The organism is Paractinoplanes rishiriensis, assembly GCF_016862375.1.
Taxonomy (GTDB): domain Bacteria; phylum Actinomycetota; class Actinomycetes; order Mycobacteriales; family Micromonosporaceae; genus Actinoplanes; species Actinoplanes rishiriensis.
Genome location: NZ_BOMV01000051.1, coordinates 1 through 25,511, shown reverse-complemented (window position 1 = coordinate 25,511; position 25,511 = coordinate 1). Strand labels below are relative to the sequence as shown.

Here is a 25,511-nt window from a genome sequence, read left to right as displayed (position 1 = left end):
TCCTCCTTGCGAATGACTGCGGGCTCGTCTCCGCCTGGAGACTGCGAGATCCGGCTTGGACACAGGGGGTCGGAGCCGGTGTTAGCTGACCTCCCCGGTCCAGCGGGCATCCTCGGCATCCCACTCGGCATTGCGCTTCTCGACGGTCTCGAGTGCCCGCGTCGCTTCGTCAGCCGTGGCGTAGGGGCCGAGCCGGTACTGGCCGGGACACACGTCGTCGCCAGTCTCGACACGGCTATGGCGAAGGCACCAGAAATAGCCGCCCTCGCCGAGCCCACTGTCGTTCATGCAACCACTGTGCACCGCAAACCGACCATCCGCCACCGATTCGGGCAAAAAGTCCCAGATTTCCACATTGGATCTGAGTGGAACTCAACAAAAACCGCCCCGACCGGGTGGGTCGGGGCGGTTCCGGGAGACGGGAAGTTACCGCAGTTCCGCGGCCACCAACTCGGCTACCTGCACCGCATTGAGGGCAGCACCCTTGCGCAGATTGTCGTTCGAGACGAACAGAGCGAGGCCGTTCGCCACCGTCTCGTCGGCGCGGATCCGGCCCACGTACGAGGGATCCCGTCCGGCCGCCTGCAGCGGCGTCGGCACGTCGGAGAGTTCCACGCCGGGCGCGGTGGCGAGCAGTTCGACCGCGCGCTGTGGGCTGATCGGCCGGGCGAACCGCGCGTTGATCTGCAGCGAGTGCCCGGTGAACACCGGCACCCGCACGCACGTGCCGGACACCAGCAGCGACGGGAGGTCGAGGATCTTGCGGCTCTCGTTGCGCAGTTTCTGTTCCTCGTCGGTCTCGCCGAGACCGTCGTCGACGATCGAGCCGGCGAGCGGGAGCACGTTGAACGCGATCGGTCTGGCGAACGAGCGCGGTTCCGGGAACTCCGCGGCCGACCCGTCGTGGGTCAACTCGGTGGCCCGGTCGGACACCTTCTTGACCTGCTCGTCGAGTTCGCTCACGCCGGCCAGACCGGCACCGGAGACCGCCTGGTAGGTGGTGGCGACCATGGCGACCAGTCCGGCCTCGTCGTGCAGCGGGCGGAGCACCGGCATGGCGGCCATCGTGGTGCAGTTGGGGTTGGCGATGATGCCGCGCGGACGGTTGCGGGCCGCGTCCGGGTTGACCTCGGAGACGACGAGCGGCACCTCGGGGTCCATCCGCCAGGCCGACGAGTTGTCGATGACGACGGCGCCGGACTCGGCCACCCGCGGCGCGAGCTCTTTGGAGCTGCCCTTGCCGGCCGAGAAGAGAACGATGTCGAGACCGCGATAGTCGGCCGTCGACGCGTCCTCGACCGTTATCTCGCCGTCCCGCCACGGCAGCGTGCGCCCGGCGCTGCGCGCCGAAGCGAAAAGCCGGAGCTGGTCTGCCGGAAAACTGCGCTCGGCCAGGATGCGGCGCATGACGCCGCCGACCTGTCCCGTCGCGCCCACAATGCCGATCCTCATGCGCACAAAAGTACGTCCTGAGCTGCCCGGCGGGAAATCACATAATCCGACACCGTCCAAATAGCGGGATTCTGGTCTCACATAGGGAGACAGCGGGGTTAGCTTCGAGGGCATGGCGACGTACACGCACGGGCATCACGAGTCGGTCTTGCGCTCGCACCGCTGGCGCACCGCAGAGAATTCGGCGGCGTACCTCCTGCCGCATCTTTCCTCCGGCGCCACGGTGCTGGACATCGGTTGCGGCCCCGGCACCATCACGGCCGACCTCGCGACGATCGTCACACCGGCCCGGGTGACCGCCGTGGAGATCACTGACGCGGCTCTCGATCTGGCCCGCGCCGAGATCGACCGGCGCGGCCTGACGAACGTGACGTTCGCGGTGGGCGACGTGCACGCGCTGGACTTTCCGGACGACACGTTCGACGTGGTGCACGCCCACCAGGTGCTCCAGCACGTGACCGACCCGGTGGCGGCGCTGCGCGAGATGCGCCGGGTGACCCGCCCGGGCGGACTGGTCGCGGTCCGCGACAGCGACTACGCCGCGTTCACCTGGTTCCCCGAGTCACCGGCGCTGACCGACTGGCTGGCCCTGTACGAGCGGATCGCCCGCGGCAACGGCGGCGAACCCGACGCCGGACGCCGGTTGCACGCGTGGGCCCGCGCGGCCGGCTTCACCGACGTCACCGCGTCGTCGAGCACGTGGTGTTTCGCCACCGCCGAGGACCGCGCGTGGTGGGGTGGCCTGTGGGCCGACCGGATCCTGAAGTCCGACATGGCCGCCACCGCCCGGCGCACCGGCGCCGCGACCCCGGACGACCTGCAGCGGATCTCGGACGGTTGGCGGCAGTGGGCCGCCGACCCGGACGGCTGGCTCTCCCTGCTGCACGGCGAAGTGCTGGCCCGGGCCTGAGAAACCTAGACGGCCTTGGGCTTGAACGCCCAGTGCCAGCTCTCCCGCGGGGTGTCCTCGACGAAGCCGTACCGGTCCGCGTTCTTGCGCATCCAGTCCAGCGCCTTCGGGTTCAGGTCGAGGTCGGTGGCCATGCCCCAACCGTGATCGCTGGTGCCGGGCTTGGCCGCCAGCCCGCCCTGCGAGTAGAGGCCCTTGCGCCGGGCCAGGTCGACCTGCTCCTCGTAGGGGCGGTAGGAGTCGGTGATGCCGATCTTCACGCCGTCCCGCTCGGCGTCGGCGATCATCCGGGTCAGCCCCTGCGCGGCCGGCGCCCACAGCTTGTGCCGGGTGTTGCCGACCTGCTCCAGGGCGCTGGCCGGGATCTTCCCGTTGCCGTACGCGGCCAGGTCGGTGGGGATGCCCTTGCTGTTCAGCTTGTACGAGCCGGTCGACGCCGGGTTGGCGGCCACGGCGTCGTTCAGGATGCTGGCGAAGTCGTTGCCGCCGGCACCGGTCGTGGTGGTCTGGCTCTGCGCCGTACGCGTCGCGGTCTGTTGGGTCTGGAGCGCGATCATCCGGCTCTGGATGTCGGCGATCCGCTGGTTCACTCCCTCGATTCCCACGCAGTTCCGTTCGGCGTCACCCGGGAAATCTGAGCCGGAAACCTAAAGTCGGCCGGCCAGTGGCAGCGCGATCGTGTGCCGGGTCTGCTCGACCTTGGCCTCGAGATAGCGGACATTCGCCGCGGACGCGTACACCCCGGTCGGGACCACCTCGCGCACCTCGACGCCGGCCGCCCGCAGAGCCGCCGGTTTGTCCGGGTTGTTGGTCAGCAGGTCGACCGTGGTGACGCCGAGCACGTCCAGCATCTGCGCCGCCGCGGTGTAGTCCCGTTCGTCGTCGCCGTGCCCGAGCGCCCGGTTCGCCTCGTACGTGTCCAGGCCCTGCTCCTGCAGCGCGTACGCGTCCAGCTTGGCGTAGAGGCCGATGCCACGACCCTCCTGCCGCAGGTAGAGCAGGTAGCCGCCGGTCTGCTCGATCCGGTCGACCGCCTCGCGCAGCTGGGGACCGCAGTCGCAGCGCTGCGAGCCGAAGACGTCACCGGTGAGGCACTCGGAGTGCAGCCGCACCAGCGGGACCCGGTCGGTGGCCGGCTCGCCGAACGCGAGGGCCAGGTGCTCCTTGCCGTCGGCCAGCCCGGTGAACGTGATCACCTTGGCGGTGGCCGAATAACCGTCGGCGAAGCGCAGCGGGACGGTGACGCGGGTGCGTACGGACATGCCGGTTCGATCGGTAGCGGTCCGCCCGGGATGAGGCTTAGAGCGGAACCGGCTCCCGGCGCTCGCTGCCCTCGAGCCGCTCGACCAGTTCGAGATCGACCTCGCTGGTGCTGTTCCGCCGGTTCGGCAGCATGTTGGTGATCAGCACGATCAGCGCGCCGATGCCCGCGTACAGGCCCAGGGTGAGCAGGTGCCGGTTGATGTCGGCGGCCGGGAAGTACAGGTTGTCGCGTACCGCCTGAACGCCGGCGCCGGTCGGCAGATGCTCGCCCACGATCCGGCCGAGGGCCGGCAGGAACTCGGGCAGGATGCTGGCCCCCGAGATGACCGTGCCGAGCGTGAAGTACATGACGCCGACCAGCGCGCCGGCCGGGCCGAGCAGCGCCACCGCGCCGGCCGTGGACGCCGTGATGGCCAGCGAGATCAGGGAGAAGATGGCCAGCATCTCGCCCCGGTCGGCGGTGGTGCCGACGCCGAACCAGGTCATCGACCAGAGCACCACGGCGGCCGAGCCGACCGCGTACACGGCCAGGATGGAGACGTGCGCGATGCCGCGCCGCCAGGACCGCCTGGTACGCGGGATCAACCGGCCCAGGCCCATCGAGGCGATCGTGCCGCCGAGCGCGAGCGCCTGGGTGAGGAAGCCGAGCGAGACGCCGTTCACGTCATCGGTGGGCAACGGCACCACGTCGGTGATGTCCGGTGGCGTGTTGAGTTCCTGCGCCCGGGCCACCGTCATGTCCTCGTCCTCGCCGGCCAGTTCGGCCAGCGTGGCGGCGGTCTGCTGCTGGACCACCGCGGTGTAGGTGCTGCGCAGCAGGGAGGCAGCCGGGACGCCGGCGGCACTGGCCACGTAGAGATGCGGACGCGAGCCGGTGACATCGACTCCGCCGTAGACGTCGCGCCGCTTGATCGCCACGATCAGGTCGTCCGCGGAGGCGTAGTCGGTGACCTTGAAATGGTCGTTCCGGTCCAGCAGGCCGATCACCGCGGGCCGCTTGGCCGCCGACGAGACCAGGCCCACCGGCACGTGGTGCGGCTGCGCCTTGTGCCCCATGCCGAGGTAGTACGCGGTGAGCCCGAGTTGCACGAGCACCCCGATCACGCACACCGCCAGCGCGAATCGCCGGAACTGCCGGACCGACTCGACCGGCTTGGTCTCCTCCGCCACCGCGCGCCCTTCTTCCCCGTCTGCCCTCACTGGAGAGCATTACGGACGAAAGCGCATCATGCGGCCGGTTTGCCGATCAGAGTCCGCGCTCGGCGGCCGTCGGGCGCGCTGCAGTCTCTGCACCGCGCACTCACCCGGGTGATTGCCGCCACGCGGTGAGCGGTTTCCGGAATACCGCGGTGCCGCGTCCCGCTTGGAATTCTCGATCAGTAAAAGACACTGCCTTGGCCGGAAAACGCGCAGCTCATCCGGAAGACGAAGACCGGCCGAGAATTCGTATCAAGCACCACCAATGACCGATAGACCCTATTCACCCACGCACAGTACGCCCGACCTGCACTTCCGTGTTTCACATTCACCCGTGTGACATCCCGTGCGTTGACGTGCAAGTTGCACGACTCATAGTGTCGAGGGCGTGACGGCGGGTGGCCCCGGGGCAACCCGGCCTGCCTGCCGGCGCGCGCCATGCACCGGATCACCAGCGGCCTAGGAGCCTTCGATGACTGTCACGATCGGCATCAACGGATTAGGCCGGATCGGCCGCAGTATCACCCGGATACTCGCCGCGAACTCCGATTCGGGGATATCCATTGCCGCCGTGAACGACCTTGCGTCGGCCGAGAAAATGGCCTACGGGCTGCGCCGGGACAGCATTCGCGGCGCATTTCCCGGTACCGTCACGGCACGCACCGATCAGCTGGTCGTCAATGACCATGCGATCCGTGTGTTCCACCATTCAAGACCGGAACGCATTCCGTGGGCGGACGCCGGTGTCGACGTCGTCATCGAGGCCACCGGGCAGTTCCGGGCCGGTTCCGCGGCCCGCACCCACATCTCGCACGGCGGCGCCCGCAAGGTCGTGATCAGCGCGTCCGCCGACGACCCGGACGCGTTCCTGGTCTACGGCGCCAACCACCACACCTACGACCCCGACCTGCACGACGTGGTCTCGCCCGGCTCCTGCGGGGTGAACGCGCTCACCGTGATGGCCAAGGTGCTGCTCGACCGGTTCGGGCTGTGCGGCGTCAACACGTCGGTCGTGCTCGCCGTCCAGGGCTGGGCCAAGGGACAGGACGCTGTGGTCGGCACCTCGCGCGACGACCCGCGGCTGGGCCGGGCCACCGGCGAGAGCATCATCCCGCACAACTACGTGGTCGGTGACCTGGTGCGGGTGGCGCTGCCCGAGATCGGCGAAATGCGCTACAGCTACTACTGCGTACCCACCCCGATCGGCTCGCTGGCCGAACTGTCCGGCCAGACCGACCGCCCGGTGAGCGTCGAGGAGGTCAACCGGGCGATGGCCGAGGCCGCGGCCGGTCCGCTGCGCCGGGTGCTCGCGTACGACCCCGACCCGACGGTGTCGATCGACGTGAAGAACAACCCGGCGTCCTGCCTGTTCGACCCGTCCGGCACCCAGGTCACCGCGGACGGCGGGGTCAAGGTGCGCGGCTGGTTCGACAACGAGTGGGGCTTCTCGAACCGATTACTCGACCTCGCGCGCCTGGTAGGTGAACCCTCGGCCGTCTCATCCAGGCGCGTGAGCTGGAGTATCGCCTAGAGTCGTCGTCGATGATTGACACCGACGACGTACGGGCAGCGGCACAGCGCATCGGCACCCGGGTCCGCCGGACACCCGTCCTGCAGGCCGACCGTCAGCTCTGGTTCAAGCTCGAGCACACGCAGCACGCCGGGAGCTTCAAGACCCGGGGCATGTTCAATCAGATCCTCGCCGCCGCCGAGCGCGGCGCCCTCCCACCAGCCGGCATCGTGACCGCGTCGGGGGGCAATGCCGGCCTGGCCGCCGCGTACGCGGCCCGCGAGCTCGGCGTCGCCGCCGAGGTGTACGCCCCCGAGACCGCGCCCGCCGTCAAGGTTGCCAAGCTGCGCAAGCTCGGCGCCCGGGTGGTCCAGGCCGGCAACGAGTACGCCGAGGCGTACACCCAAGCGGTCCTCGCCACCGAGGCCTCCGGCGCCCTGTTCTGCCACGCCTACGACGACCCGGCCATGGTGGCCGGCAACGGCACGATCGGCCTGGAACTGGCCGAGCAGCTGCCGGGCTTCGACACCGTGCTGGTCGCGGTCGGCGGCGGTGGCCTGATCGCCGGCGTGATCGCGGCACTGCGCGACCGGGCCCGGGTGGTCGGGGTCGAACCGATCACGTCGGCGGCGCTGTCCGAGGCGCTGCGGACCGGCGAGCCGGTGGACGTGCCGGTGGCCGGGGTGGCGGCCGACTCGCTGGGTGCCCGGCGGGCCGGCCGGATCGCGTTCGAGCTGGCCCGGGACGCCGGCATCGGCTCGGTGCTGGTGGACGACAAGGCCATCGTCGACGCCCGGCGCCGGCTCTGGGAGGACTACCGCCTCGCGGTCGAGCACGGCACCGCGGCGGCGCTGGCCGCGATGACCTCGGGTGCGTACCTGCCGGCCCCCGGCGAGCGCGTCGTGGTCCTGCTCTGCGGCGCCAACACCAACCCGGCCGACCTGACCGCCTAGGTCCGGCCTACGTGAACGCGCGGTACAGCAGCAGCAGGCCGATGGCCGTGCCGAAGGAGACGATCACGAAGCGCAGCACCCGGGCGGGCAGCCGGCGGGCGAGACGCGCCCCCGCGTACCCGCCCAGGATGGTGGCCGGTGCCAGCGTGAGCGCGGCACCCCAATGGACCTGCGCGAAGATCGCGAAAACCACGACGGTGACCAGGCCCACGGCGGCCGACAGCACATTCTTGAGGGCGTTGATCCGCTGCAGCGGCTCGTCCAGGATCAGGGCGAGCGCCGCCACATACATGACACCGAGCGCGGCGCCGAAGTAGCCGCCGTAGATCGCGCCCGCGAACACCACGGCCTGCAGCGTGATCGCGGCCCGGCGTGGCGACATCTGCCGCGGATGGCCGACCAGCCCGCGCAGCCGCTCCTGGAAGGCGAGCGTGGCGGCCGCGCCGAGCACCAGGAACGGCACCACGAGATCGAACGCCGCGGCCGGGGTGAGCAGCAGCAGGGCGCAGCCGCCGACGGTGCCGGCCATGCTGGTCGGCAGGATCGTGCGCAGCCGGCGACCCTGCCCGGCCAGGTCGGCCCGGCTGCCCACCACGCTCGACACGTAACCCGGGAACACCGAGACCGAGTTCGTCACGTTGGCGTCCACCGACGGCAATCCGGTGGCCAGCAGCGTCGGGAACGTGATCAGCGAGCCACCGCCGGCGATCGCGTTCACCGCGCCGGCGGCGACACCGGCGGCGATCAGCAGAACGATGTGCAGAAGATCCATGGTGGGTCCGAATTTACGTCGTCGGCGGCGCCCGTAGGATTGGCGGTGACGGACGAGTCGGCTGGGCGGTCGCGTCGGTGTCCCGCAGGGGGCGTCGCCGAGGAACGTCCGGACTCCGCAGAGCAGGGTGGTTGTTAACGGCAACCCGGGGCGACCCGCGGGAAAGTGCCACAGAGAACAGACCGCCGGCCCGCGCCACGGTGCGGCGCCGGTAAGGGTGAAACGGTGAGGTAAGAGCTCACCAGCACCCCGGGTGACCGGGGTGGCTCGGTAAACCCCACCCGGAGCAAGGCCAAGCAAGGCCGCCGCCGCAAGGTGACGGCCGGCGCAGGCGTTCGAGGGCTGCTCGCCCGAGCCTGCGGGTAGGCCGCAAGAGCCGCCCGGCAACGGTCGGCCGAGATGGATGACCGCCACCGGCGACCCAGGTCGCCGGCAACAGAATCCGGCGTACCGGCCGGCTCGCCCGTCACCCCTAAGCTGGCTGCTCTGGTTCGGGCCCGCCGAACTGCTCGCGGGCTTCCCGCTCCAGCCGCCTTCCAGAAGGCGTCAAGCTTCTGCATGCCTTCCTGGATTTCGATACCTTGCCGACCAGCCGGCGGAACTCGACCGCTGCCTGAATCACTGTCCGCTCACCTCGCCGCTACGCCTCGGCATGGAGGCTAGCAGCTGCTTCAATGGCGGCATGTCGCACGCCCTCGACCTGCGTCTGCCGTCCCCGCTCGACGAGCTGGCCGACGAGCGGACCGGCGGGGTGCGCGTCCTGCTCAAGCGCGACGACCTGATCCACCCGGACTTTCCCGGCAACAAGTGGCGCAAGCTGAAGTACAACCTGCCGGCCGCGGGCACCGTGCTGACCTTCGGTGGCGCCTGGTCCAACCACATCCTGGCCACCGCCGCGGCCGGTCACCACTTCGGCTTCGGCACCGTCGGCGTGATCCGGGGCGAGGAGCACCACCCGCTCAACCCGGTGCTGGCCCGGGCCGCCGGGTTCGGCATGCGGCTCGCATACGTGGACCGGACCACCTACCGGAGCCGGGCCGAGCCCGCGTTCCTCGGCCGGCTGCGTGACCGGTTCGGCGACTTCCACCTGATTCCCGAGGGCGGGGCGAACGCGGCGGCGCTGCGCGGAACGGCCGAACTGGTCGACGAGATCGAGTCGCCGTTCGACGTCCTGGCCTGCGCCTGCGGCACGGGCGCAACGCTGGCCGGGGCGGCGACCGCGTTGGCGCCGGGGCGGCGGGCGGTCGGTTTCCCGGTGCTGCGCGGCGGTGACTATCTGACCGGGGAGATCCGCCGGCTGCAGCGGGAGTACGGCGTCCCGACCGCGAACTGGTCCCTCGAACCGGATTTCCACTTCGGCGGCTTCGCCAGGCGTACGCCCGTCTTGGAAGGTTTTGTCAGTGACTTCCACGCCCGCCACGGCGTCGCACTGGATCCGGTGTACGAGGGAAAGATGATGTCCGGCCTGCTAACCCTGATCGGACGCGGCGTCTTCCGGCCCGGTACGACCGTGGTGGCCCTGCTGGCGTAGGTGGGCCGCGACCGCCGCCGCCATGTCGATCTCGGGGTCGCCGAGCAGCCACTGGATCTGCAACCCGTCCATCAGCGCCACCAGTTGCCGGGCCGCGGTCGCCGGTTCGACGTCCGGGTGCAGGTCACCGCCCGCCCGCGCCTCCGCATAGGCCGCCTCCAACTCGGCCACGATGCGCCGGTAGCGGTCCGCGAACCAGCCGTGCGCCGGATGATCGGGCGCGGTCGCCTCCGCGGACAGCACCGTGAACAACTCGACGATCCCGCGCCGCTCGGCGTTGCGCCCCACCAGGTCGACCAGCCCGCTCAGCAACCCGGCCCCGGTCGCCAGCCCTTCCCGGTCGACCTCCTCGCGGTGCTCGAGCACCGCCAGCAGCAGCGACTCCTTGGTCGGGAAGTGGTGCAGCAGCCCCGGATGCGACAGCCCGCACCGCGCTGCGATCTCCCGCAGCGAGGTGCCCCGGTAACCGGCCTCGCCGAACAGCGCGGTCGCCTGATCCAAGATGTCCCGCCGGGTAGCTCGGCCCTTCGCGTAGCCCACCCGTGAATACTTACCATCTGGTTGGTATTCGTCTACCGTCGGCTTCATGCCAACCCTCCGCGTCCACCCCGACCGGACCCTGCGCCAGGCACGAGCCGCCACCTCCGCGATCTTCGCCGCGCACGGCGCCGTGACGGGCACGTTCGCCGCCCGCGTCCCCTGGGTGGCCGACCACGTGGGCACCGGTCCCGGCGGCCTGGGCGTGGCCCTGCTGATGCCCGGCCTGGGCGCCATCCTGGCGATGCCGCTGTCCGGCCGGTTGGCCCACCGCTTCGACCTGCGCGCGCTGACCAGGGTCCTGATCGTCGCGTGGTGCCTGTCCCTGATCCTGCCCGCCCTGCCCACCAGTCTGCCGCTACTCTGCCTGACCTTGGCGGTCTACGGCGCCACCGCCGGCCTGGCCGACGTCGCGATGAACGCCCAGGCGGTCCTGGTCGAGGAGCGCTACGAACGCTCGGTGATGTCCAGCTTCCACGGCTGGTGGAGCGTGGGCGGCCTGGCCGGCTCGACACTGGCCGCCCTGGCCGCCCGAGCCGGCGTGGGCGCACCACTGCACTTCACCCTCACCAGCATCGCCCTGGTGGCACTGAGCCTGGTCGCCGCCACCTGGCTGCTCTCCCACCGCCCCGAGCCGTCGGCCGAGGAACCACCGGCCTTCGCCCTGCCCACCGCCGCCGTTCTCCCGATCGGCCTGGTGGGCCTGTGCGCGGTCTTTGCGGAGGGCGCCAGCCTGGACTGGTCCGCGGTCTACATCCGCGACCTCCTGGGCGCCCCCGCCTCCACAGCCGCCGCCACGGTAGCCGTCTTCTCCATCGCGATGGCAGCCGCCCGCTTCGGCGGCGACTGGGTGGTCCGCAGACTGGGCCCGGTGCGCACTGTCCGCATTTCAGGCGTTCTGGCCACCCTGGGCGCCGTAACGGTGGTCCTGGCCGAAACCCCGTGGCTGGGCATCCTGGGCTTTGGCCTGCTGGGCGTGGGCATAGCCGTGGTGGTCCCCCTGGTCTTCGCCGCCGCCGGCCGCATGCCCGGCCACCCCGGCCGCAACCTGGCAGGCGTGGCCGGCATCGCCTACGGAAGCGGCCTGATCGCCCCCGGCGTCATCGGCGGCATAGCCCATGTCTCGTCGCTGACCACATCTTTCCTCCTGATCGTGGCCCTGACGGCTTTGGTTGCGGTGGGTGCGGCGGCTCTCAAACCAAAGACCTAGGGGGTACGCGCTGGCCAACGTTTCGGTTCGGGCTACCGGTGGGGGCGCGCGGCGAGGAGTGTAGGCAGCACGGCATCGGGGAATTCCGATGCGGCTATTTGTCAGACACGAGGGGAGCCGCAGTGGACGAGACCACACCCCAGGGGCGTGCACCGCAGGGCGATGGTCCACCCGCGGAGTCCGACCGCACTCCCCCACCCGGCACCGCGCAGACCGCCGCCGCCGAACCCGCGGCCGAGCCGCCGAAACGACCCGGCCGGCTGGCATCGTTGCGGGGCCGGACGCTGCTGCAGGATGACCGGCCCGCCTCGGTGCTTCTCGTCTTCCTGGCGGCCGTCACCATCCTCGGCCTGATCGCCATCCTGCTCGGCACCCTGGTCCTGCGGGACGGCACCGCCGAAAATCCGCGCACCGTCGCCGGCCCGCTCAACGGGCGGGAGAACGCCACCTTCGAAGTCATGGACGGGGTGGGCGCCATCCGGCTGCGCTCCGACGACCTGAACGACGACCTCTACCGGGTCAACGTCCCGGGCAACCACCCGGTCCGGCCCAGCGTCACCCGCAACGACGGCGACGTACGGCTGAATCTTGAGCCCGCCGGCAGCGAAGGTCTGGTCGATGTGGCCCTCAACGCCGGCGTGTTGTGGACCCTCCGGCTGCATGGCGGCACCCGGCAGACCGTGATCGACCTGCGCAACGGCCGGCTGGACGGCATCGAACTGGGCGGCGGCTCCACCCAGATCGACCTGACCCTGCCGGCGCCGTCGCGGGTCGTCCCGGTGCGGCTGACCGCCGGCGCCGAGCGGGTCGAGGTCCGGCTGCCGGTGAACACGCCGGTCCGGGTCCAGTTCGCCGCCGGCGCCGGCCAGGTCAACCTGGACGGCGCCGCACGGCAGGGCATCGCCCCGGGCCAGTCGTTCACGGGCAACGGCTTCGGCGAGGGCACCAACACCGGCATCGACTTCGTCGCCCAGGCCGGCGTCGGTTCCCTGTCCGTCACCCAGTACTAGAACCTCAGGTGGACGAGGCCGTCTCGACCGCGGTCTTGTCGCGGTCGACGCGCGGGTCGCCCTCGTCGGCGAAGTAGTCGTCCGGCTGGGTGCCGTCCGGGCCGTCCGGCGTCTTGATCGCCCGGAGGAGCAGCGTGACCAGGACCACGACCAGCATGTTGACCGCGACGCAGACGAAGCCCACGTAGATCGTCTTGGGGGTGTCGAAGCCGAACTTCTCCAGCGGGAACGCCGAGCCGCCGAAGTGCGCCCGCTTGGTGTTCGGGTTCGGGATCTGCCACAGCATCCAGAACGCCAGGCCCATGCCCACCGCCCAGCCGGCGATCAGCCCGCCCCGGTGCAGCCACCGGGTGTAGAGACCGAGCGCCACCGCGGGCGCCGTCTGCAGGATGATCACGCCGCCGATGAGCTGGAGGTCGATCGAGAACTGCGGGTCGAGGAAGACGATGCAGGCGACCGCGCCGACCTTCACGACCAGCGACACGATCTTGGAGACCTGGGCCTCCTGGGCGTGCGTCGCGTCCTTGCGCAGGTACTCCTTGTAGATGTTGCGGGTGAACAGGTTGGCCGCGGCGATCGACATGATCGCGGCGGGCACCAGGGCGCCGATGCCGATCGCGGCGAAGGCGACGCCCGTGAACCAGGCCGGGAACTGCTGGTCGAACAGCAGCGGCACCACGGTGTTGCTGTCCACGCTGCCGGGGGTCGAACCGGGCAGTGGCTTCACGCCGGCCGAGATGGCCATGAAACCGAGAAGAGCAATCAAACCCAAGAGCAAGCTGTACGCGGGCAGAGCCGACATGTTGCGCTTGATGACGTTGCGGTTCTTGCTGGCCAGCACCCCGGTGATGCTGTGCGGGTAGAGGAACAACGCGAGTGCCGAACCGAACGCCAAGGTCACGTACTGCAATTGGTTGTTGGCGTTGAGAATGATGCCGTCACCCGGCGCAGGCGAGGCTTGGAACTTCGCGTCGGCGGCATCGAAGATGCTGCCCCAGCCGCCCAGTTTGTAGGGCAGGTAGATGACCGCCACCAGGATCACGATGTAGATCAGGGTGTCCTTGACGAAGGCGATCAGGGCGGGCGCGCGCAGGCCGGACTGATAGGTGTACGCCGCCAGGATCGCGAACGCGATGATGATCGGCAGGTGCCGGGCCAGTGCGCTCTCGCCGGTGACGCCCATGGTCTTGAGCACCGCCTCGATGCCGACCAGTTGGAGAGCGATGTACGGCATGGTCGCCACGATGCCGGTGATCGCGACCAGCAGAGCGAGCGTCGGCGAGCCGAACCGGGTGCGGACGAAGTCGGCCGGCGTGACGAAGCCGTGCCGGTGCGACACCGACCAGAGCCGGATCAGGACCAGGAAGAAGAGCGGATAAATGATCACGGTGTACGGGACGGCGAAGAACCCGGCCGCACCGGCGCCGAAGATCAGGGCCGGCACCGCGACGAACGTGTACGCCGTGTAGAGGTCGCCGCCGATCAGGAACCAGGTGATCCAGCCGCCGAAGCTGCGGCCGCCCAGGCCCCACTCGTCGAGGTGCGCCATGTCCTTGGGCGCCCGCCAGCGCGCCGCCACGAAGCCCATGCCGCTGACCAACAGGAAGAGGAGCGTGAAGACGACGATCTCGGTGATGTGGTCGCTCATCGGATCACCTCTTGGTCATCCGGTAGACGATCGTCGTGGTCGCCACGCCGAGCGCGATGAACAGGAATTGGACCCAATAGAACGCCGGGAAGCCGAACAACCGCGGTTCGTCGCGATTGAAGATCGGAGTCATCAACGGCACCACAATGGGGATGATCAATAACCAGTTCCAGGGGCTGCGATCGCTGCGCACCTGCGGAGATTCGGGCTCGGCCGCCATCAGCCGTACCTCCTCATCGAAGCGTGGATACGGTCCATAACGACGCTAACGATGTTGGAAGGAATCGGTCGATCACGATGCGCCGAACGGGCGCGGCGGTGCGCTCAACGGCACCGCCACGCTCATCCAAAGATCACCCGCGAGTGGCCAGACCGGCAGCAATAGCCCTGGTGAGAGACGCGCGGTCGTCGTCGCCGTCGAGCGACCACATCATCGCCCCGCCGAGACCCCTGGCCCGGATGTAGACGGTCTTCTGCAGCATCTGGGCCGGGTCGTCATAGGTCCAGAACGTGGTGCCGTCGAACAGCCACGAGTTGCCGGCCCGCCAGTCCCGGTGCAGCCGGAAGCCGGGCAGGTTCTTGACCGTCTTGTAGTCCTCGGTGCCGGCCGCGAAGATGCCCGGCGCCGGCCCGGTGGCGGTCGCGAACCGGCCGTCGCCGCCGCTGGTGATGCCGGTCCACCCCTGGCTGTAGTACGGCACGCCCAGCACCAGCTGGGACCGCTTGGCGCCCTTCGCCAGCCAGGCGTTGATCGCGACGTCGGCGGAGAAGTCGGGATTGTCCGGTGCGCCGCGCGGTACAAAGATCGACGACTGCTGGTTCGACCGGTTCTCCCACGAGCCGTGGAAGTCGTACCCCTGCACCGTTCCGAAGTCCAGATATTTGAAAATCTTGTTCTCGAAGCCCGCCTCCACCTTGGCCGGCGCGGCCGGCAGGAATGCCGTGAGCAGGTGCTTCTTGCCGAGCTGCCGGCGGAACTCGGCGACCAGCGCGGTGAAGTTCGCCCGGTCCTCCGGCCGGATGACGTTGCCGGCGTTGCCTTCCGAACCGGGCCACTCCCAGTCCAGGTCGATGCCGTCGAAGATCCCGGCGGCCACCCCGGCCGGCAGCCCGGGCAGGTTCCCCTTGATCCACAGGTCCACGCAGGAGCTGACCAGCTTCTTCCGGGAGGCGTCGGTGAGCACGGCGTCCGAGAAGAACGCCGAGCCGGTCCACCCGCCCAGCGAGATCAGGACCTTGAGCTTGGGGTTCCTGGCCTTGAGCTCGGCCAGCTGGTTGAGGTTGCCGGCGATCGGCTGCCCCGCGACGTCGCCGACGCCGTCCACGCTGAGCTCGGCCGGAAACGGGGTCTGCCAGTCGGCCCACGGGTCCGCCGACGCGCAGACGCCGTCCGCGGTCACCGGCCCGAAGGCGTAGTTGAGGTGCGTGAGCCGGGCTGCGGCACCCGAGTCCTGCACCTTGCTGAGCTGGAAGTTACGGCCATAAATACCCCACTGCGTGAAGTATCCGACCGTGACGTACGGCGACTTGCGGCCGGCCTGTGCGGCCGATGGTGCGGCCGTCACGATCGTCGCGGCCACGGCGGCCACGGCGATCAGACGGCGGGTCAACCCATGCATGAGCCCTCCAGGGCGTGACGTTCAATAAAGTTTCCTAATCGAGGAAGCTAAACGTCACACCCTGCAGATGCAATAAGTCAGCGCAGGTGGGCCGTCTCGTTGACCGAGCGCACCGCGATGTTGCCGTCCGGCCAGACGTCCATGGTGGACACCCCTGCCGCGTCCAGGAACAGCCGGTGCAGGAAGGAGTCCGATGCGGCCAGCGCATCCCGCAGGATCAACTTGATCGGCGACACATGCGAAACAACCACCACAACACCGCCGGCGTACGACTTGAGCACCGTCGACAGCGCGGCGCGGGTGCGGGCCGCGACCGTCTCGAACGACTCACCGCCCGGCGGCGCCACCGTGGTCGACCCCAGCCAGGCCGCCAACTCGCGCGGCCAGCGCTCCTGCACCTCGGCGAAGGTGTGCGCCTCCCACTCCCCGAAGTCGCACTCGATCAGGTCGTCGACCACGGTCACCGGGACCCCGCCCACCTCGGCGGCGATCAACTCGGCGGTACGCACGCAGCGCTGCAGCGGCGAACTGACCACGGCCGTGACGTCCCGGGCCAGCCCCGCCACCCGGCCGCCGGCCGCCATGGCCTGCGCCTGACCCTCGTCGGAGAGCGGGATGTCGCCGCGACCCGAGTACCGGCCCTGCTTGGTCAACTCGGTCTCGCCGTGCCGGACCAGGATGAGCCGGGTCGCATTGTCCATCGACGGCGGCGCCCAGGAGACCGGCTTGGGCGGTTCCTCCGGTTCCACGTCGCTGGGCACGATGCCGGCCGCCTCGTCCATGGCCCGGTTGGCCAGCGCGTCGGCCGCGCTGTTGCGCTCCCGCGGGATCCACTCGAAGCCGACCCGGGCGAACCGGCTGACCAGCGCGGCCGCGTCGGCGGCGAGCGGGCGCAGGCCGGCGTTCTTGATCTGCCAGCGGCCGGACATCTGCTCCACCACCAGCTTGGAGTCCATCCGGACGTCAACCTCGGTGGCGTTCAGCTCGAGCGCCGCCTTGAGGCCCTCGACCAGGCCGGTGTACTCGGCCACGTTGTTCGTCGCGACGCCGATCGACCCATACCGCTCCAGCAGGATCTCGCCGGTCGGGTGGGTGCGCACCACGGCGCCGTAGCCGGCCGGCCCCGGGTTGCCCCGCGACCCGCCATCGGCCTCGACGAGGACCCTCATAGGCCGGACTCAGAGGTGCGGACCATGATCCGCCGGCACTCCTCGCAGCGGACCACGTCGTCGGCGGCGGCGGCCTTGATCCGGGCCAGGTCGGCGCCGTACAGCTCGATCCGGCAGCCGCCGCAGCGGCCCGAGCGGAACAGCGCCGCGCCCAGGCCCGAGTCCAGCCGGATCTTGTCGTAGAGCTGGACCAGGTCGGCCGGCAGGTCGGCGGCGAGCGGGCCGCGCGACGAGGTCTTGAACTCCTCGTCCTTGGTGATCTCGGCGAACGCGTCGTCCCGGCGGCGTTCGGCGGCCAACCGGCGCTCGCTCGCCTCGTTGAGCCGGCCCTGCACCTCGGCCAGCGCCGCCTCGGCCGTCTCCTTCTGCTCCATCAGCTCCAGCTCGGCGTCCTCGAGCTCGGACTGCCGGCGGTTCAGCGTGGCCAGTTCGTGCTGGAGGCCCTCGATCTCGCGCAGCGCGCCACCCGCCTCGAGCCGCTTCTGGTCGCGCTCCTTGCGGATGCGTACCTGCTCGATGTCTTTTTCGAACCGGCTGATGTCACGGTCCAGGTCGTCCACCGCGACCTGAGCACGGACCCGCTCGTCCTCCAGGGCCGACAGCTCCCGGGACACGGCGTCGATCTCGGCGAGCTCGGGCAGCGACTTGCGGCGATGCGCGAGCTGAGCCAGGGCGGTGTCCACGGCCTGCAGATCGAGCAGGCGGCGCTGGGCTTCCGGGGAGGCCTTCACGGCTGGGTCTCCTTCGACGAGGAACTGAAAGCATGAACCGTCCAGGGATCGGTGTCCACGTCGGACACCGTCACCGTGACGCCGAATTGTCCGCCGAGCCAGGCGGCCACGTCATCCAGCCAGGGTCGCTCGGTCGCCCAATGGGCGACATCGAGCAGCGCGGGGCCCTCCTCGGCGAGATGCTCACTCGCCGGGTGGTGGCGCAGATCGGCACAGAGGTACGCGTCGACGCCCGCCCGGCGTGCGTCGGCCAGGAACGAGTCGCCCGCACCGCCGCAGACCGCCACGGTCCGGACCGTCCGGGCCGGGTCGCCGGCCGAGCGTACCCCCGCCGAGGTCGCCGGCAACCGGCTCGCCGCGTACCCGGTGAACTCGGCCAGGTCCATCGGGCCCGGCAGCTCGCCGATCCGCCCGGTGCCCCGGCCGTCGCCGGCGGCCACGCCGGTCGCCGGGACCAGCGGGCGCAGGCCGGTCAGGTCGAGCCGGGCCGCCAGCGCGTCCGAAACGCCGGGATTGGCCACGTCGGCATTGGTGTGCGCCACGTAGAGCGCCACGTCGCCGCGGATCATGCGATGGATGATCCGGCCCTTGTACGTGTCCGGCGCGATCGACGAAACCGGCTTGAGCAGCAGCGGATGGTGCGCCACGACGAGATCGGCACCGGCCGCGAGGGCCTCGTCGACGGTCTCCGGCACGCAGTCGACCACGCACAGCACCCGATGCACCGGATGGGCGAGATCGCCGAGCACCAACCCCACCCGGTCCCAGGACTCCGCCCAGTCCCGCGGGTAACGCCGGTCCAGCGCGTTCACCACGTCCAGGACGGTGGGTGGTGCGGCAGTGTCGGTCACGGCCGCCAACTCTATCTGGCTACGACAGCGCGCCCGGCTCGACTCGGCTGCTCATCGTCACCGGACTGCTGACCGCCTGCAACGCGCGGCGCCACGGGAACGTCTTGCGGAAGCGATCGGTCTGCCCGGGCTTGCCGAGGCGGCACACGTCCTCGCCGTACAGGACGTGGACGCCCCAGTCGCGGAGCCGGGCCAGGCTCTCGTGCAACACGGGGTGCAGGGCCATGACGTTGTTGGTGTACGGGACGACAGCCGTCGGGAGGCCGTACCCGTATCCCTCCACCAACAGGCCCAGGACCAGGGTGTCGGTGATCCCGGCGGCCCACTTGTTGACCGTGTTGACCGTGGCGGGCGCGACGATCATCGCGTCCGCCGGCGGCAGCGTGTCGGGGTCGCCGGGACTCTTGTAGTAGGTGCGTACCGGATGTCCGGTCTGCTGCTGGAGTGCGGGCACGTCGACGAACTTGCGCCCGTCCGGGGTGGTGATCACGCACACGTCCCAGCCTTCCTGCTGGGCCAGGCCGACCAGAATGCCGACGTCCCGGGCAATCGGGGAACCGCAGACCAGGATGTAGAGCACTCCGGGCGAAGGGTTACCGGTCATCACGCGCGTGCCCACCTCATACGCCGACTCCCATCTGCTCAGCCAACTCCGCGATCGGAGCTGGCGGCGTCCCCCGCGTCCGGCGGAGGACGTCCGAAAGAACCTCGTGCGCGAGCGGGCGACAGCGGATCTCGGACGGGGCGAGCCGGTCACCCTCGAGGAGCATCTCGCTGGCCTTCTCGACGTTGCCGATCTGGGTGTAACCGCGGGCGATGTCCAGGAAGTGGTGCGCCCGGCGCTCCGGCAGCAGCGCCTGGAAGCCGACCTGGTCGATCCGCTCGTGAGTCTCCACCGCGGTCCGTCCGTCGCCCAGCTCGACCGCGGTCGCACAGCGGTGCAGCTGCACGTTGGTCGGGCCGAAGCTGGTCCAGTAGTGGTTGAAGTCGCCGCCCAGCTCGAGCGACGCCTGCTCGGCGCCGCACAACAGGTCGCGCACGGTCGCACTGTCGCCGATCCGCGCGGCCGCCATCGCGCCGTTGAGCAGCAGCATCCCGTACACGGAGAGCCGGTCGGCCTTGGCCGGCTCGTGGCTGGGCGCCAGCCGGTTCGCGATGTTGACGTTGACCTCGAGCGACGGCCGGACCCGGCCGAGGGCCAGCAGCGCGCTGCCCACCCGGTAGCTGGCCAGCCCGGCGAGCAGCTGGTCGCCGGCCCGCTGCGACACCGCGATCGAGCGGTCCGCCGCCAGCCAGGACAGCTCGTGCTCACCGACCTTGCGCAGCGCCGACGACGCGATCTGGTAGACCTGCCCGAGCAGGTGCGCCGCGTCCCTGGCCTCGATGGTGCTGGCGTGCGCGCTGTCCGCCGCCTGCGCATCCCGCAAGAGCTTGGGCAGCGTACGGGCGAGCACGCCGTACTTGGCATGCTGGTAGGTCAGCCAGGCGTGGCTGACCGCCTTGCGCATCTCGGACAGCGGCGGCGAGTTCGGTACGGCCTGGAAGAACGCGCTCATCTGGTCATAGCGCTCCAGGGCCGCCCGGATCTCCTCGACCTCCACCTGGTCGATGCAGTTCTGTGTTTCGGGCCGGCGTTCCACGTCCTTGCCCAGCAGCAGCTGGACGTCGACCTGAAGTACGTCGGCGATCTCGTAGACGACGGAGAACTTGTCGAGTCGGCGGACCCCCCGCTCCACCTTGTCAACCCAGCTCTTGGACTTTCCCAGCCGGTCAGCGAAGACCTGCTGGGACATCTTGCGTCGGCCGCGCCAATAGGCGACGCGGCGGCCGATCGGCAGCTCGTCCACGGTGCCTCCCCCGACTCGTCCGGCGGCCCCCGCCGGCGAGCCCTTCTGTCATCTCACAGTCTGAACGCTCCGCGTGTGCGCACGTCGCACAGCGTGTGTGATCGCCTGCTCACCGATGCTCGTAGTTTTTGTTGCAACTTGCAAAGGGCGGATCTGCCGGAAACAACGATGCGTGTCGTCCTTGGATACGGCACCCGCGGCTGATATGGCCGCGATCCGCCTAGATCGGGGGTTATCGAGCCATGCAGTGGACCGTCCATCGGCCGTTCGTCCCACCGGCGCTTGTCGACCGGCTGGACCGGATACGCCTGCGCCGGGCCGCGATCCGGTACGCCGAGCACGGCTGGCCGGTGACGCCCGGTGCCCGGCTGACCGGTCACCGGTTCCTCTGTGGCCGGCCCGGCTGCCCGATCATGACCTGTCACCCGGCGCTGGAGTCCTGGGAGGACAGCGCGTCGACCGACCTGGGCCGGGTGCACTCCTGGTGGCGGCACGGCGCATACACCGTCCTGCTCGCCACCGGCTGGCGGTTCGACGTGCTGGAGGTGCCGGCCTCGCTCGGCCTGCGGGTACTCGGCACGTCCCGGCTGCTCGGTGCCGGCGCCCTGGGGCCGGTCGCGGTCACCGCGGCCGGTCGATGGATGTTCCTGACCAGGCCCGGCAGCCCACTGCGATCCGAACTGGATCATCGGCTGGACGTGGTGCGGCACGGGCTCGGCTCGTGGATCCCGGCGCCACCCACCCGGATGCTGGAGGGCCCGGTGCGGTGGGCGGTCCGCCCCGAGCGGACACAGTGGCGGCTGCCCGAGGCCGAGGTCGTGCAGTCCCTGCTGGTGGATGCCCTCGGCACGGTGCGCACCCCGCGCCTGACCGTGCCCCGGCAGATGTCCACCGCCCGCCGGGCCGTTTGACGGCGCCGACGACCCACCGGCCGCCGAATCGTTGACGCTGGTAGCGGACGGTTCACGGGCATGGGCGGGGGCACGCATGTCGTCAGACAAACTAATGGCATTCCAGGTGCAGGTCGAGTCGCACAATGGAATGAATCCGCGCGGCCGCGGGGCCGGCACCGGGCCCCGCGGCTCGCGACCGGCCGGCTCCCGCCCACCGGGAACGCCGCGGCGCTACTGACCTTCAGGCTGCTGGGCCTTCCTGGGCCGGGCCCGCACGTGAATCCGCGCCCCCTGCTGGTCGAAGATCGTCAGGAACTCCACCGGACCGCTGCCCGCGCTGCCGAACCAGTGCGGCACCCGGGTGTCGAACTCGGCCGCCTCACCGGCCGGCAGCACCAGGTCGTGGGCGCCCAGAATCAGTCGCAGCCGGCCGCTCAGCACGTACAGCCACTCGTACCCCTCATGGGTTTTAGGGTCCGGTTCCTGCCGGGAGTCGGGCGCGATGATGTGCTTGAACGCCTGCGGCCCGCCCGGGTTGCGGCTGAGCGGCAGAATGGTCTGACCGTGGTGGGTGATCGGCCGAGCATAGACCCGCGGATCACCGGTCGGCGGCGCGCCGACCAGTTCGTCGAGCGGCACCCGGTAGGCCCGGGCCAGCGGCAGCAGCAGCTCGAGGGTGGCCTTACGCTGACCCGACTCCAGCCGCGAAAGCGTGCTCACCGAGATGCCGGTGGTCTCGGCCAGCGCCGCGAGGGTGGTGCCGGCCTTGGTGCGCAGGGCCCGCAGCCGCGGACCCACCTCACGCAGCACGTCGTCGTTTGCCGTCATGGCAACCATTGTTGCTCTGGCCGCGGCCTAACCGAGCTTTTCGAGCTCCCGGTAGGCGGCCAGCACGGCAGCCGTGCGGTCGGCCAGTTCCGGCGCCGACTCGGCCGGCGGCGCGCCCACGGTGAGCCGGCTCAGCGCCCGCTCGGCCCGCCGCGCGGTGTCGCTGATCCGCTGCTCGTGCAGGAACGTCTCGCCGGCCAGCGCGGCCGCGTCGATGCTGCGCAGGATGCGGTTGGCCTGCTCGGCGGTCTCCAGCCAGAGGCGTTCGGCGTGCTCGCGCTGCGCGTCCAGGGCGGCCAGCGCCGGGCTGTCGTCCGGCACGGCCTGCTGCGGCACGCCGGACAGACCGGCCCGCAGCCGGCGCAGCTCCTGCCGGCGCACCAGCAGGGTGGCCAGGTCGTCCAGGGCATGGGTGAGCGACCGGTCGGCAAGCACCGGGTCGATCATGCCGGGCAACCCCGGCCAGGTCCGCCGCACCCGGCGCGAAACCCCGACGGCCCGCTGGTATGCCGCCCGCTCCTCGGCGGTACGCAGCACCCGAGCGTCGCCGGGCACCGCAAAGATCGTCTTCTGACTGCGCCGGGCGTCCCGTCGCCAGGCCAGCCCGAGCAGCCCGGCGGCACCGCCGGCGAGCAACCAGGCCGGAACCCCGGCGGCATAGAGCACGGCAACCGTGAACAGCGTGGGCAGCGTCAGCCTGGCCAGGAAGGCAACCCGCACGTCCCGGCTGCGCCCGCTGGGCGGCACCGGCAGACTCTCGGTCACCGTTCCGGTGCGACACCGTCGCGCACGCCCGGCCCGAACGCGGATGGCACCCGCCGAAACCACAACTTTCTCGGCATCAATGCCGATGTGCAGTTCGGTCGCCATCGCTCGCCCCTAGCCCCGGGTTTCCGGGCGGGCACCGATCGCCGAGGGGAATCCGACCGGTGCCCGCCCACCTGCGGTATCTCCCGCAGGTGCCACAAGGAATCGGCTCCGGCCCGGGTCAGGTTAAGGTCCGCCCGGTTGCCATTCGGTCTCCACGCCCCAGGCCCCGGCCGGTCTCGCGGTAGCCTCGCGGCGTGACGCCGGTGGATCTCGTGCTGCGCAAGTTCGACGGCCGGCCGCACCGGCAGGTGACCGGGCGCCTCCTCGGCGAGGACAGCTTCGGCACCTGGATCGCCACCCCCGCCGGCAGCCGGGTCACCTTTCACTACGGCGGCAAACGCCCCCGGCTCACCCGTGCCGACGCGGTCCGCCTGTTACCGGTCGGCGGCTGGTGGATGGCACTCTTCCTGGCCGAGCCGGACGACCGGGACCTCTACTGCGACATCGCCACCCCGGCCCGGTGGACCGGCCCCGGCGAGATCACCGTGGTCGACCTGGACATCGACCTGGTCCGGTACCGCGACGGCCGGGTGGCGGTGGAGGACGAGGACGAGTTCGCGCGACATCGGGTCACCTTCGGCTATCCCGGGGACGTGGTGGCGGCGGCGCTGGCCGCGACCGACGCCCTGCGCACGGCCCTGACCGCCAACACGGAGCCGTTCGCCGGCCACTACCGCACCTGGCTGAACCGCGCCGGTTGAGCCCGCCGCCAGCCCCCGAAAACTGTCAGAGGCCACCCCTACCCTCACCCCATGAACACCACCGCACTCCAGTCCTCGCCCATCACCCTCGACCGCCGCCTGCTCCTGGGCGAGACCGATTACCAGGTCACCGCGTTCCCCACCGACGACCACCGGATCGACCTCTGCATAGTCAGCAGCGACGGCGACGGCCGCGTGGTGAGCGAGATCAGCGGCGGCCTCGCCCCCGCCGACCTGGTCGGCCTCACCGACGTTCTCACCTCGACCCTGGCCGGCCTGATCGCCATGACCCAGCCGGCCCTCTCCTCCCGGGTCGCCCCACCTCCCGAACGCCGCGGCCGCCACCCCAACCAGGGCACCCGCTGGACTCCCGAGGACGACGAAACCCTGGTGGCGCGTTACCGGGCCGGCGCCCGCCCCCGCGACCTGATGACCGAGTTGGGCCGCAGCCACGGCGGCATCCGCTCCCGCCTGGAGTTCCTGGGTGAGCTGGCCCCCGGCGCCCGCTGGCGCCCCACTCCCGAGCCCGAGCCCGAGCCCCCGGCGCCCACCCGCACCCCCGCGCCCGCATCCACCTCCGACACCCCCACCGCCCAGGCCTAGTGACCGCCTTCCTCCCGGCCCGGGTCCGCCCGGGCCGGGCCGGGCCACCTTCTTGTCAGACCCGTCTGATATCTCTACGCCCATGAGCTTGCGGAGCAAAAAGCAGTGGTGGGGCGTCACATTGGACGCCCCCGACGCCCTCGAACTGGCCCGCTTCTACGCCCGCCTACTCGACTGGCAGCTGTTCCCCGGCGGCCCCAACAACGCCTCGGTCGCCCCGTCCCCCGACGCCGGCTACAACCTGGGCTTCCAAACCGAACCCCACTACACCCGCCCGGTCTGGCCGGCCACCCCCGGCCACCCCCAGATGTCCATGCACCTGGAAATAGAGGTCGACGACCTACCCACAGCCGTAGCCCACGCCCTGTCCACCGGCGCCGAGCTGGCCACCCACCAGCCACAAGAGAACGTCCGCGTAATGCTCGACCCCGCCGGCCACCCCTTCTGCCTATACCTCGACGACTAAACTGATCGAAGCACTACAGCCGAGGAGTCTTGGTCAGGGCTTCACACAACCGCGAACCCGAACTCGGATTCGCCCGGGGCGGCTAACTTCTTAGTTCGAAGCAGTTCGAGGACGAAGGAGTGCTTCCAAGGTCGGCGAACTGGTCTGGATGGCGGCGGCGTCGAGTCACAAGGTTTCCCAGGGTCCTTGTGCCCCAAGGCGTATCGGCGCAAGCTGCTCGGCCTCGTCGTGGTCGCTCGGCTTGCGCCATTGACCGTTATGCACGTTATGTGACAGCACCTCGGCCGAACCCGGAGCGGCATTCCTGTTTCCAGCCCACGGTCCCTGGCAGCCGAATGCCGAACAGCCGTGGCCGTCATCCCGGCAGTGGACGATCGCTCCCGCCAGCCGTTACCTGGCCGCGACAAAAGCCACCAAGCCGCCTATAAGGTCGCACCGCCGGTAGACCTTGTCGAGTTCCTGTTCCCCCGGAACTTCCCAAGATTGCGACCCGGAGCCACCATCGCCTGGCGGCCGTGGGGCAGCCGCGCGCTGGCGACCCGTTAAGCGTGCCCAAACCGAAACGGCGACCGCGGCGTCCCAGATCAGCGCAGATGCCGAAGTGAATCGTGCACTTGCTTGGTCAGCGGGGTCCCAATATTCGCAGCGTGATCGTCAGGCATCGGTGTGACCTGGGCTGACGCTAGACGTGGTGGCGCGCAACGAACCCGAAGAACGGCGAAATTCGAGGTGGTCGAAATGGCCATGACCACCAGGTATCAGCACCTCGCGCCCGAGCTGGCGGGCGGCATCGCCGGGCAGGTCGAGGGGCTGCTCTGGCGGACCACCTGAGACCGGAAACGAGACCGGCCACGTCATGTTTGCTCCGACGCCAGAACGGCCACCGCACCGTGGGCCGTCCGCGAGCTCGGCCAGAGTCACCACCGCACCGTGGGGCGTG

27 protein-coding genes and 1 other RNA gene are annotated in these 25,511 nt (G+C 70.2%); 11 read left to right on the top strand and 17 right to left on the bottom strand.

Translation table 11 applies throughout. The annotated features are described in order from the left end of the window. Window positions 1-81: 81 nt before the first annotated feature. Both Ari01nite_RS20920 and Ari01nite_RS20915 read right to left on the bottom strand, forming a co-directional pair. Entirely contained in the window at window positions 82-354 is a 273-nt protein-coding gene (locus Ari01nite_RS20920; RefSeq protein ID WP_239162889.1) for a hypothetical protein, read from the bottom strand. A gap of 72 nt (window positions 355-426) precedes the next feature. Beyond that, window positions 427-1,452, bottom strand: a complete 1,026-nt coding sequence (locus Ari01nite_RS20915) for an aspartate-semialdehyde dehydrogenase (RefSeq protein ID WP_203782971.1) — start codon at window positions 1,450-1,452, stop codon at window positions 427-429. Window positions 1,453-1,564: 112 nt separating this feature from the next. On the opposite strand from Ari01nite_RS20915, the gene Ari01nite_RS20910 reads away from it, so the two are divergent. Continuing rightward, a complete protein-coding gene (locus Ari01nite_RS20910; RefSeq protein ID WP_203782970.1) occupies window positions 1,565-2,362 on the top strand; it encodes a class I SAM-dependent methyltransferase in 798 nt (265 codons plus the stop codon). A gap of 5 nt (window positions 2,363-2,367) precedes the next feature. On the opposite strand, the gene Ari01nite_RS20905 is transcribed toward Ari01nite_RS20910, so the two are convergent. The 3 genes from Ari01nite_RS20905 to Ari01nite_RS20895 are packed head-to-tail and all read right to left on the bottom strand — an operon-like array spanning window position 2,368 to window position 4,795. Next, complete coding sequence (locus Ari01nite_RS20905; RefSeq protein WP_203782969.1) at window positions 2,368-2,967, bottom strand: M15 family metallopeptidase; 600 nt, start codon at window positions 2,965-2,967, stop codon at window positions 2,368-2,370. 42 nt (window positions 2,968-3,009) lie between these two features. Beyond that, entirely contained in the window at window positions 3,010-3,624 is a 615-nt protein-coding gene (locus Ari01nite_RS20900; RefSeq protein WP_203782968.1) for a GTP cyclohydrolase II, read from the bottom strand. A gap of 37 nt (window positions 3,625-3,661) precedes the next feature. Then, window positions 3,662-4,795, bottom strand: coding sequence for an ABC transporter permease (locus Ari01nite_RS20895; protein WP_203782967.1), 1,134 nt, complete (start codon window positions 4,793-4,795; stop codon window positions 3,662-3,664). A gap of 499 nt (window positions 4,796-5,294) precedes the next feature. Here Ari01nite_RS20895 and Ari01nite_RS20890 point away from each other — a divergent pair, with 499 nt between their 5' ends. Then, window positions 5,295-6,353, top strand: coding sequence for a type I glyceraldehyde-3-phosphate dehydrogenase (locus Ari01nite_RS20890; RefSeq protein ID WP_203782966.1), 1,059 nt, complete (start codon window positions 5,295-5,297; stop codon window positions 6,351-6,353). An 11-nt stretch (window positions 6,354-6,364) separates the two neighbouring features. Further along, window positions 6,365-7,285, top strand: coding sequence for a threonine/serine dehydratase (locus Ari01nite_RS20885; protein ID WP_203782965.1), 921 nt, complete (start codon window positions 6,365-6,367; stop codon window positions 7,283-7,285). Between the two features lie 7 nt (window positions 7,286-7,292). Here Ari01nite_RS20885 and Ari01nite_RS20880 read toward each other — a convergent pair whose 3' ends face one another. Beyond that, on the bottom strand, window positions 7,293-8,057 hold the full coding sequence (locus Ari01nite_RS20880; protein ID WP_203782964.1) for a sulfite exporter TauE/SafE family protein: 765 nt from the start codon (window positions 8,055-8,057) through the stop codon (window positions 7,293-7,295). 53 nt (window positions 8,058-8,110) lie between these two features. Between Ari01nite_RS20880 and rnpB the strand changes: the two genes are divergently transcribed. Next, an RNA gene (gene rnpB / locus Ari01nite_RS20875) (RNase P RNA component class A) lies at window positions 8,111-8,523 on the top strand. 216 nt (window positions 8,524-8,739) lie between these two features. Continuing rightward, window positions 8,740-9,588, top strand: coding sequence for a 1-aminocyclopropane-1-carboxylate deaminase/D-cysteine desulfhydrase (locus Ari01nite_RS20870; protein WP_203782963.1), 849 nt, complete (start codon window positions 8,740-8,742; stop codon window positions 9,586-9,588). Here Ari01nite_RS20870 and Ari01nite_RS20865 read toward each other — a convergent pair. Then, window positions 9,526-10,176 (bottom strand): TetR/AcrR family transcriptional regulator, encoded by a 651-nt coding sequence (locus tag Ari01nite_RS20865; RefSeq protein ID WP_239162888.1) that lies wholly within the window; start codon window positions 10,174-10,176, stop codon window positions 9,526-9,528. The two genes, Ari01nite_RS20870 and Ari01nite_RS20865, sit on opposite strands and share 63 nt — an antisense overlap. Between Ari01nite_RS20865 and Ari01nite_RS20860 the strand changes: the two genes are divergently transcribed. Then, window positions 10,175-11,335 carry an MFS transporter gene (locus Ari01nite_RS20860; RefSeq protein ID WP_203782962.1) on the top strand — a complete coding sequence of 387 codons (1,161 nt, stop codon included), beginning with the start codon at window positions 10,175-10,177 and terminating at the stop codon, window positions 11,333-11,335. The genes Ari01nite_RS20865 and Ari01nite_RS20860 overlap by 2 nt on opposite strands. Before the next feature lie 122 nt (window positions 11,336-11,457). Continuing rightward, window positions 11,458-12,345, top strand: coding sequence for a hypothetical protein (locus tag Ari01nite_RS20855; protein ID WP_203782961.1), 888 nt, complete (start codon window positions 11,458-11,460; stop codon window positions 12,343-12,345). 4 nt (window positions 12,346-12,349) lie between these two features. Here Ari01nite_RS20855 and mctP read toward each other — a convergent pair whose 3' ends face one another. From mctP to Ari01nite_RS20815, 8 genes are all read right to left on the bottom strand, one after another. Beyond that, on the bottom strand, window positions 12,350-13,993 hold the full coding sequence (gene mctP / locus Ari01nite_RS20850; RefSeq protein ID WP_203782960.1) for a monocarboxylate uptake permease MctP: 1,644 nt from the start codon (window positions 13,991-13,993) through the stop codon (window positions 12,350-12,352). A 4-nt stretch (window positions 13,994-13,997) separates the two neighbouring features. Continuing rightward, the gene (locus Ari01nite_RS20845) at window positions 13,998-14,216 is read right to left on the bottom strand and encodes a DUF3311 domain-containing protein (RefSeq protein WP_438872208.1); all 219 of its coding nucleotides are present in this window, start codon (window positions 14,214-14,216) and stop codon (window positions 13,998-14,000) included. 130 nt (window positions 14,217-14,346) lie between these two features. Beyond that, window positions 14,347-15,612 (bottom strand): glycoside hydrolase family 18 protein, encoded by a 1,266-nt coding sequence (locus tag Ari01nite_RS20840; protein ID WP_203782958.1) that lies wholly within the window; start codon window positions 15,610-15,612, stop codon window positions 14,347-14,349. Between the two features lie 77 nt (window positions 15,613-15,689). Continuing rightward, the gene (locus Ari01nite_RS20835) at window positions 15,690-16,781 is read right to left on the bottom strand and encodes a bifunctional RNase H/acid phosphatase (RefSeq protein WP_203782957.1); all 1,092 of its coding nucleotides are present in this window, start codon (window positions 16,779-16,781) and stop codon (window positions 15,690-15,692) included. After that, window positions 16,778-17,512 (bottom strand): zinc ribbon domain-containing protein, encoded by a 735-nt coding sequence (locus tag Ari01nite_RS20830; protein WP_203782956.1) that lies wholly within the window; start codon window positions 17,510-17,512, stop codon window positions 16,778-16,780. Before Ari01nite_RS20830 ends, Ari01nite_RS20835 begins: the two co-directional genes overlap by 4 nt. Next, window positions 17,509-18,363: a Nif3-like dinuclear metal center hexameric protein gene (locus Ari01nite_RS20825; protein ID WP_203782955.1), complete on the bottom strand. Its 855-nt coding sequence runs from the start codon at window positions 18,361-18,363 to the stop codon at window positions 17,509-17,511. The genes Ari01nite_RS20830 and Ari01nite_RS20825 overlap by 4 nt, the downstream gene beginning before the upstream one ends. A gap of 19 nt (window positions 18,364-18,382) precedes the next feature. Continuing rightward, window positions 18,383-18,967 carry a flavoprotein gene (locus Ari01nite_RS20820; RefSeq protein WP_203782954.1) on the bottom strand — a complete coding sequence of 195 codons (585 nt, stop codon included), beginning with the start codon at window positions 18,965-18,967 and terminating at the stop codon, window positions 18,383-18,385. Window positions 18,968-18,983: 16 nt separating this feature from the next. Beyond that, the gene (locus tag Ari01nite_RS20815; protein WP_203782953.1) at window positions 18,984-20,210 is read right to left on the bottom strand and encodes a helix-turn-helix domain-containing protein; all 1,227 of its coding nucleotides are present in this window, start codon (window positions 20,208-20,210) and stop codon (window positions 18,984-18,986) included. A 242-nt stretch (window positions 20,211-20,452) separates the two neighbouring features. Between Ari01nite_RS20815 and Ari01nite_RS20810 the strand changes: the two genes are divergently transcribed. After that, window positions 20,453-21,121 (top strand): bifunctional DNA primase/polymerase, encoded by a 669-nt coding sequence (locus Ari01nite_RS20810; protein ID WP_203782952.1) that lies wholly within the window; start codon window positions 20,453-20,455, stop codon window positions 21,119-21,121. Window positions 21,122-21,334: 213 nt separating this feature from the next. On the opposite strand, the gene Ari01nite_RS20805 is transcribed toward Ari01nite_RS20810, so the two are convergent. After that, on the bottom strand, window positions 21,335-21,931 hold the full coding sequence (locus tag Ari01nite_RS20805) for a helix-turn-helix domain-containing protein (protein ID WP_203782951.1): 597 nt from the start codon (window positions 21,929-21,931) through the stop codon (window positions 21,335-21,337). 27 nt (window positions 21,932-21,958) lie between these two features. Further along, the gene (locus tag Ari01nite_RS20800) at window positions 21,959-22,696 is read right to left on the bottom strand and encodes a hypothetical protein (RefSeq protein WP_239162887.1); all 738 of its coding nucleotides are present in this window, start codon (window positions 22,694-22,696) and stop codon (window positions 21,959-21,961) included. Window positions 22,697-22,995: 299 nt separating this feature from the next. Between Ari01nite_RS20800 and Ari01nite_RS20795 the strand changes: the two genes are divergently transcribed. From Ari01nite_RS20795 to Ari01nite_RS20785, 3 genes are all read left to right on the top strand, one after another. Next, window positions 22,996-23,502, top strand: a complete 507-nt coding sequence (locus Ari01nite_RS20795; protein ID WP_203782949.1) for a ribonuclease FAU-1 family protein — start codon at window positions 22,996-22,998, stop codon at window positions 23,500-23,502. Between the two features lie 51 nt (window positions 23,503-23,553). Then, window positions 23,554-24,105, top strand: a complete 552-nt coding sequence (locus tag Ari01nite_RS20790; RefSeq protein WP_203782948.1) for a hypothetical protein — start codon at window positions 23,554-23,556, stop codon at window positions 24,103-24,105. Between the two features lie 82 nt (window positions 24,106-24,187). Further along, entirely contained in the window at window positions 24,188-24,571 is a 384-nt protein-coding gene (locus Ari01nite_RS20785; RefSeq protein ID WP_203782947.1) for a VOC family protein, read from the top strand. The last annotated feature ends 940 nt before the right edge of the window (window positions 24,572-25,511 follow it).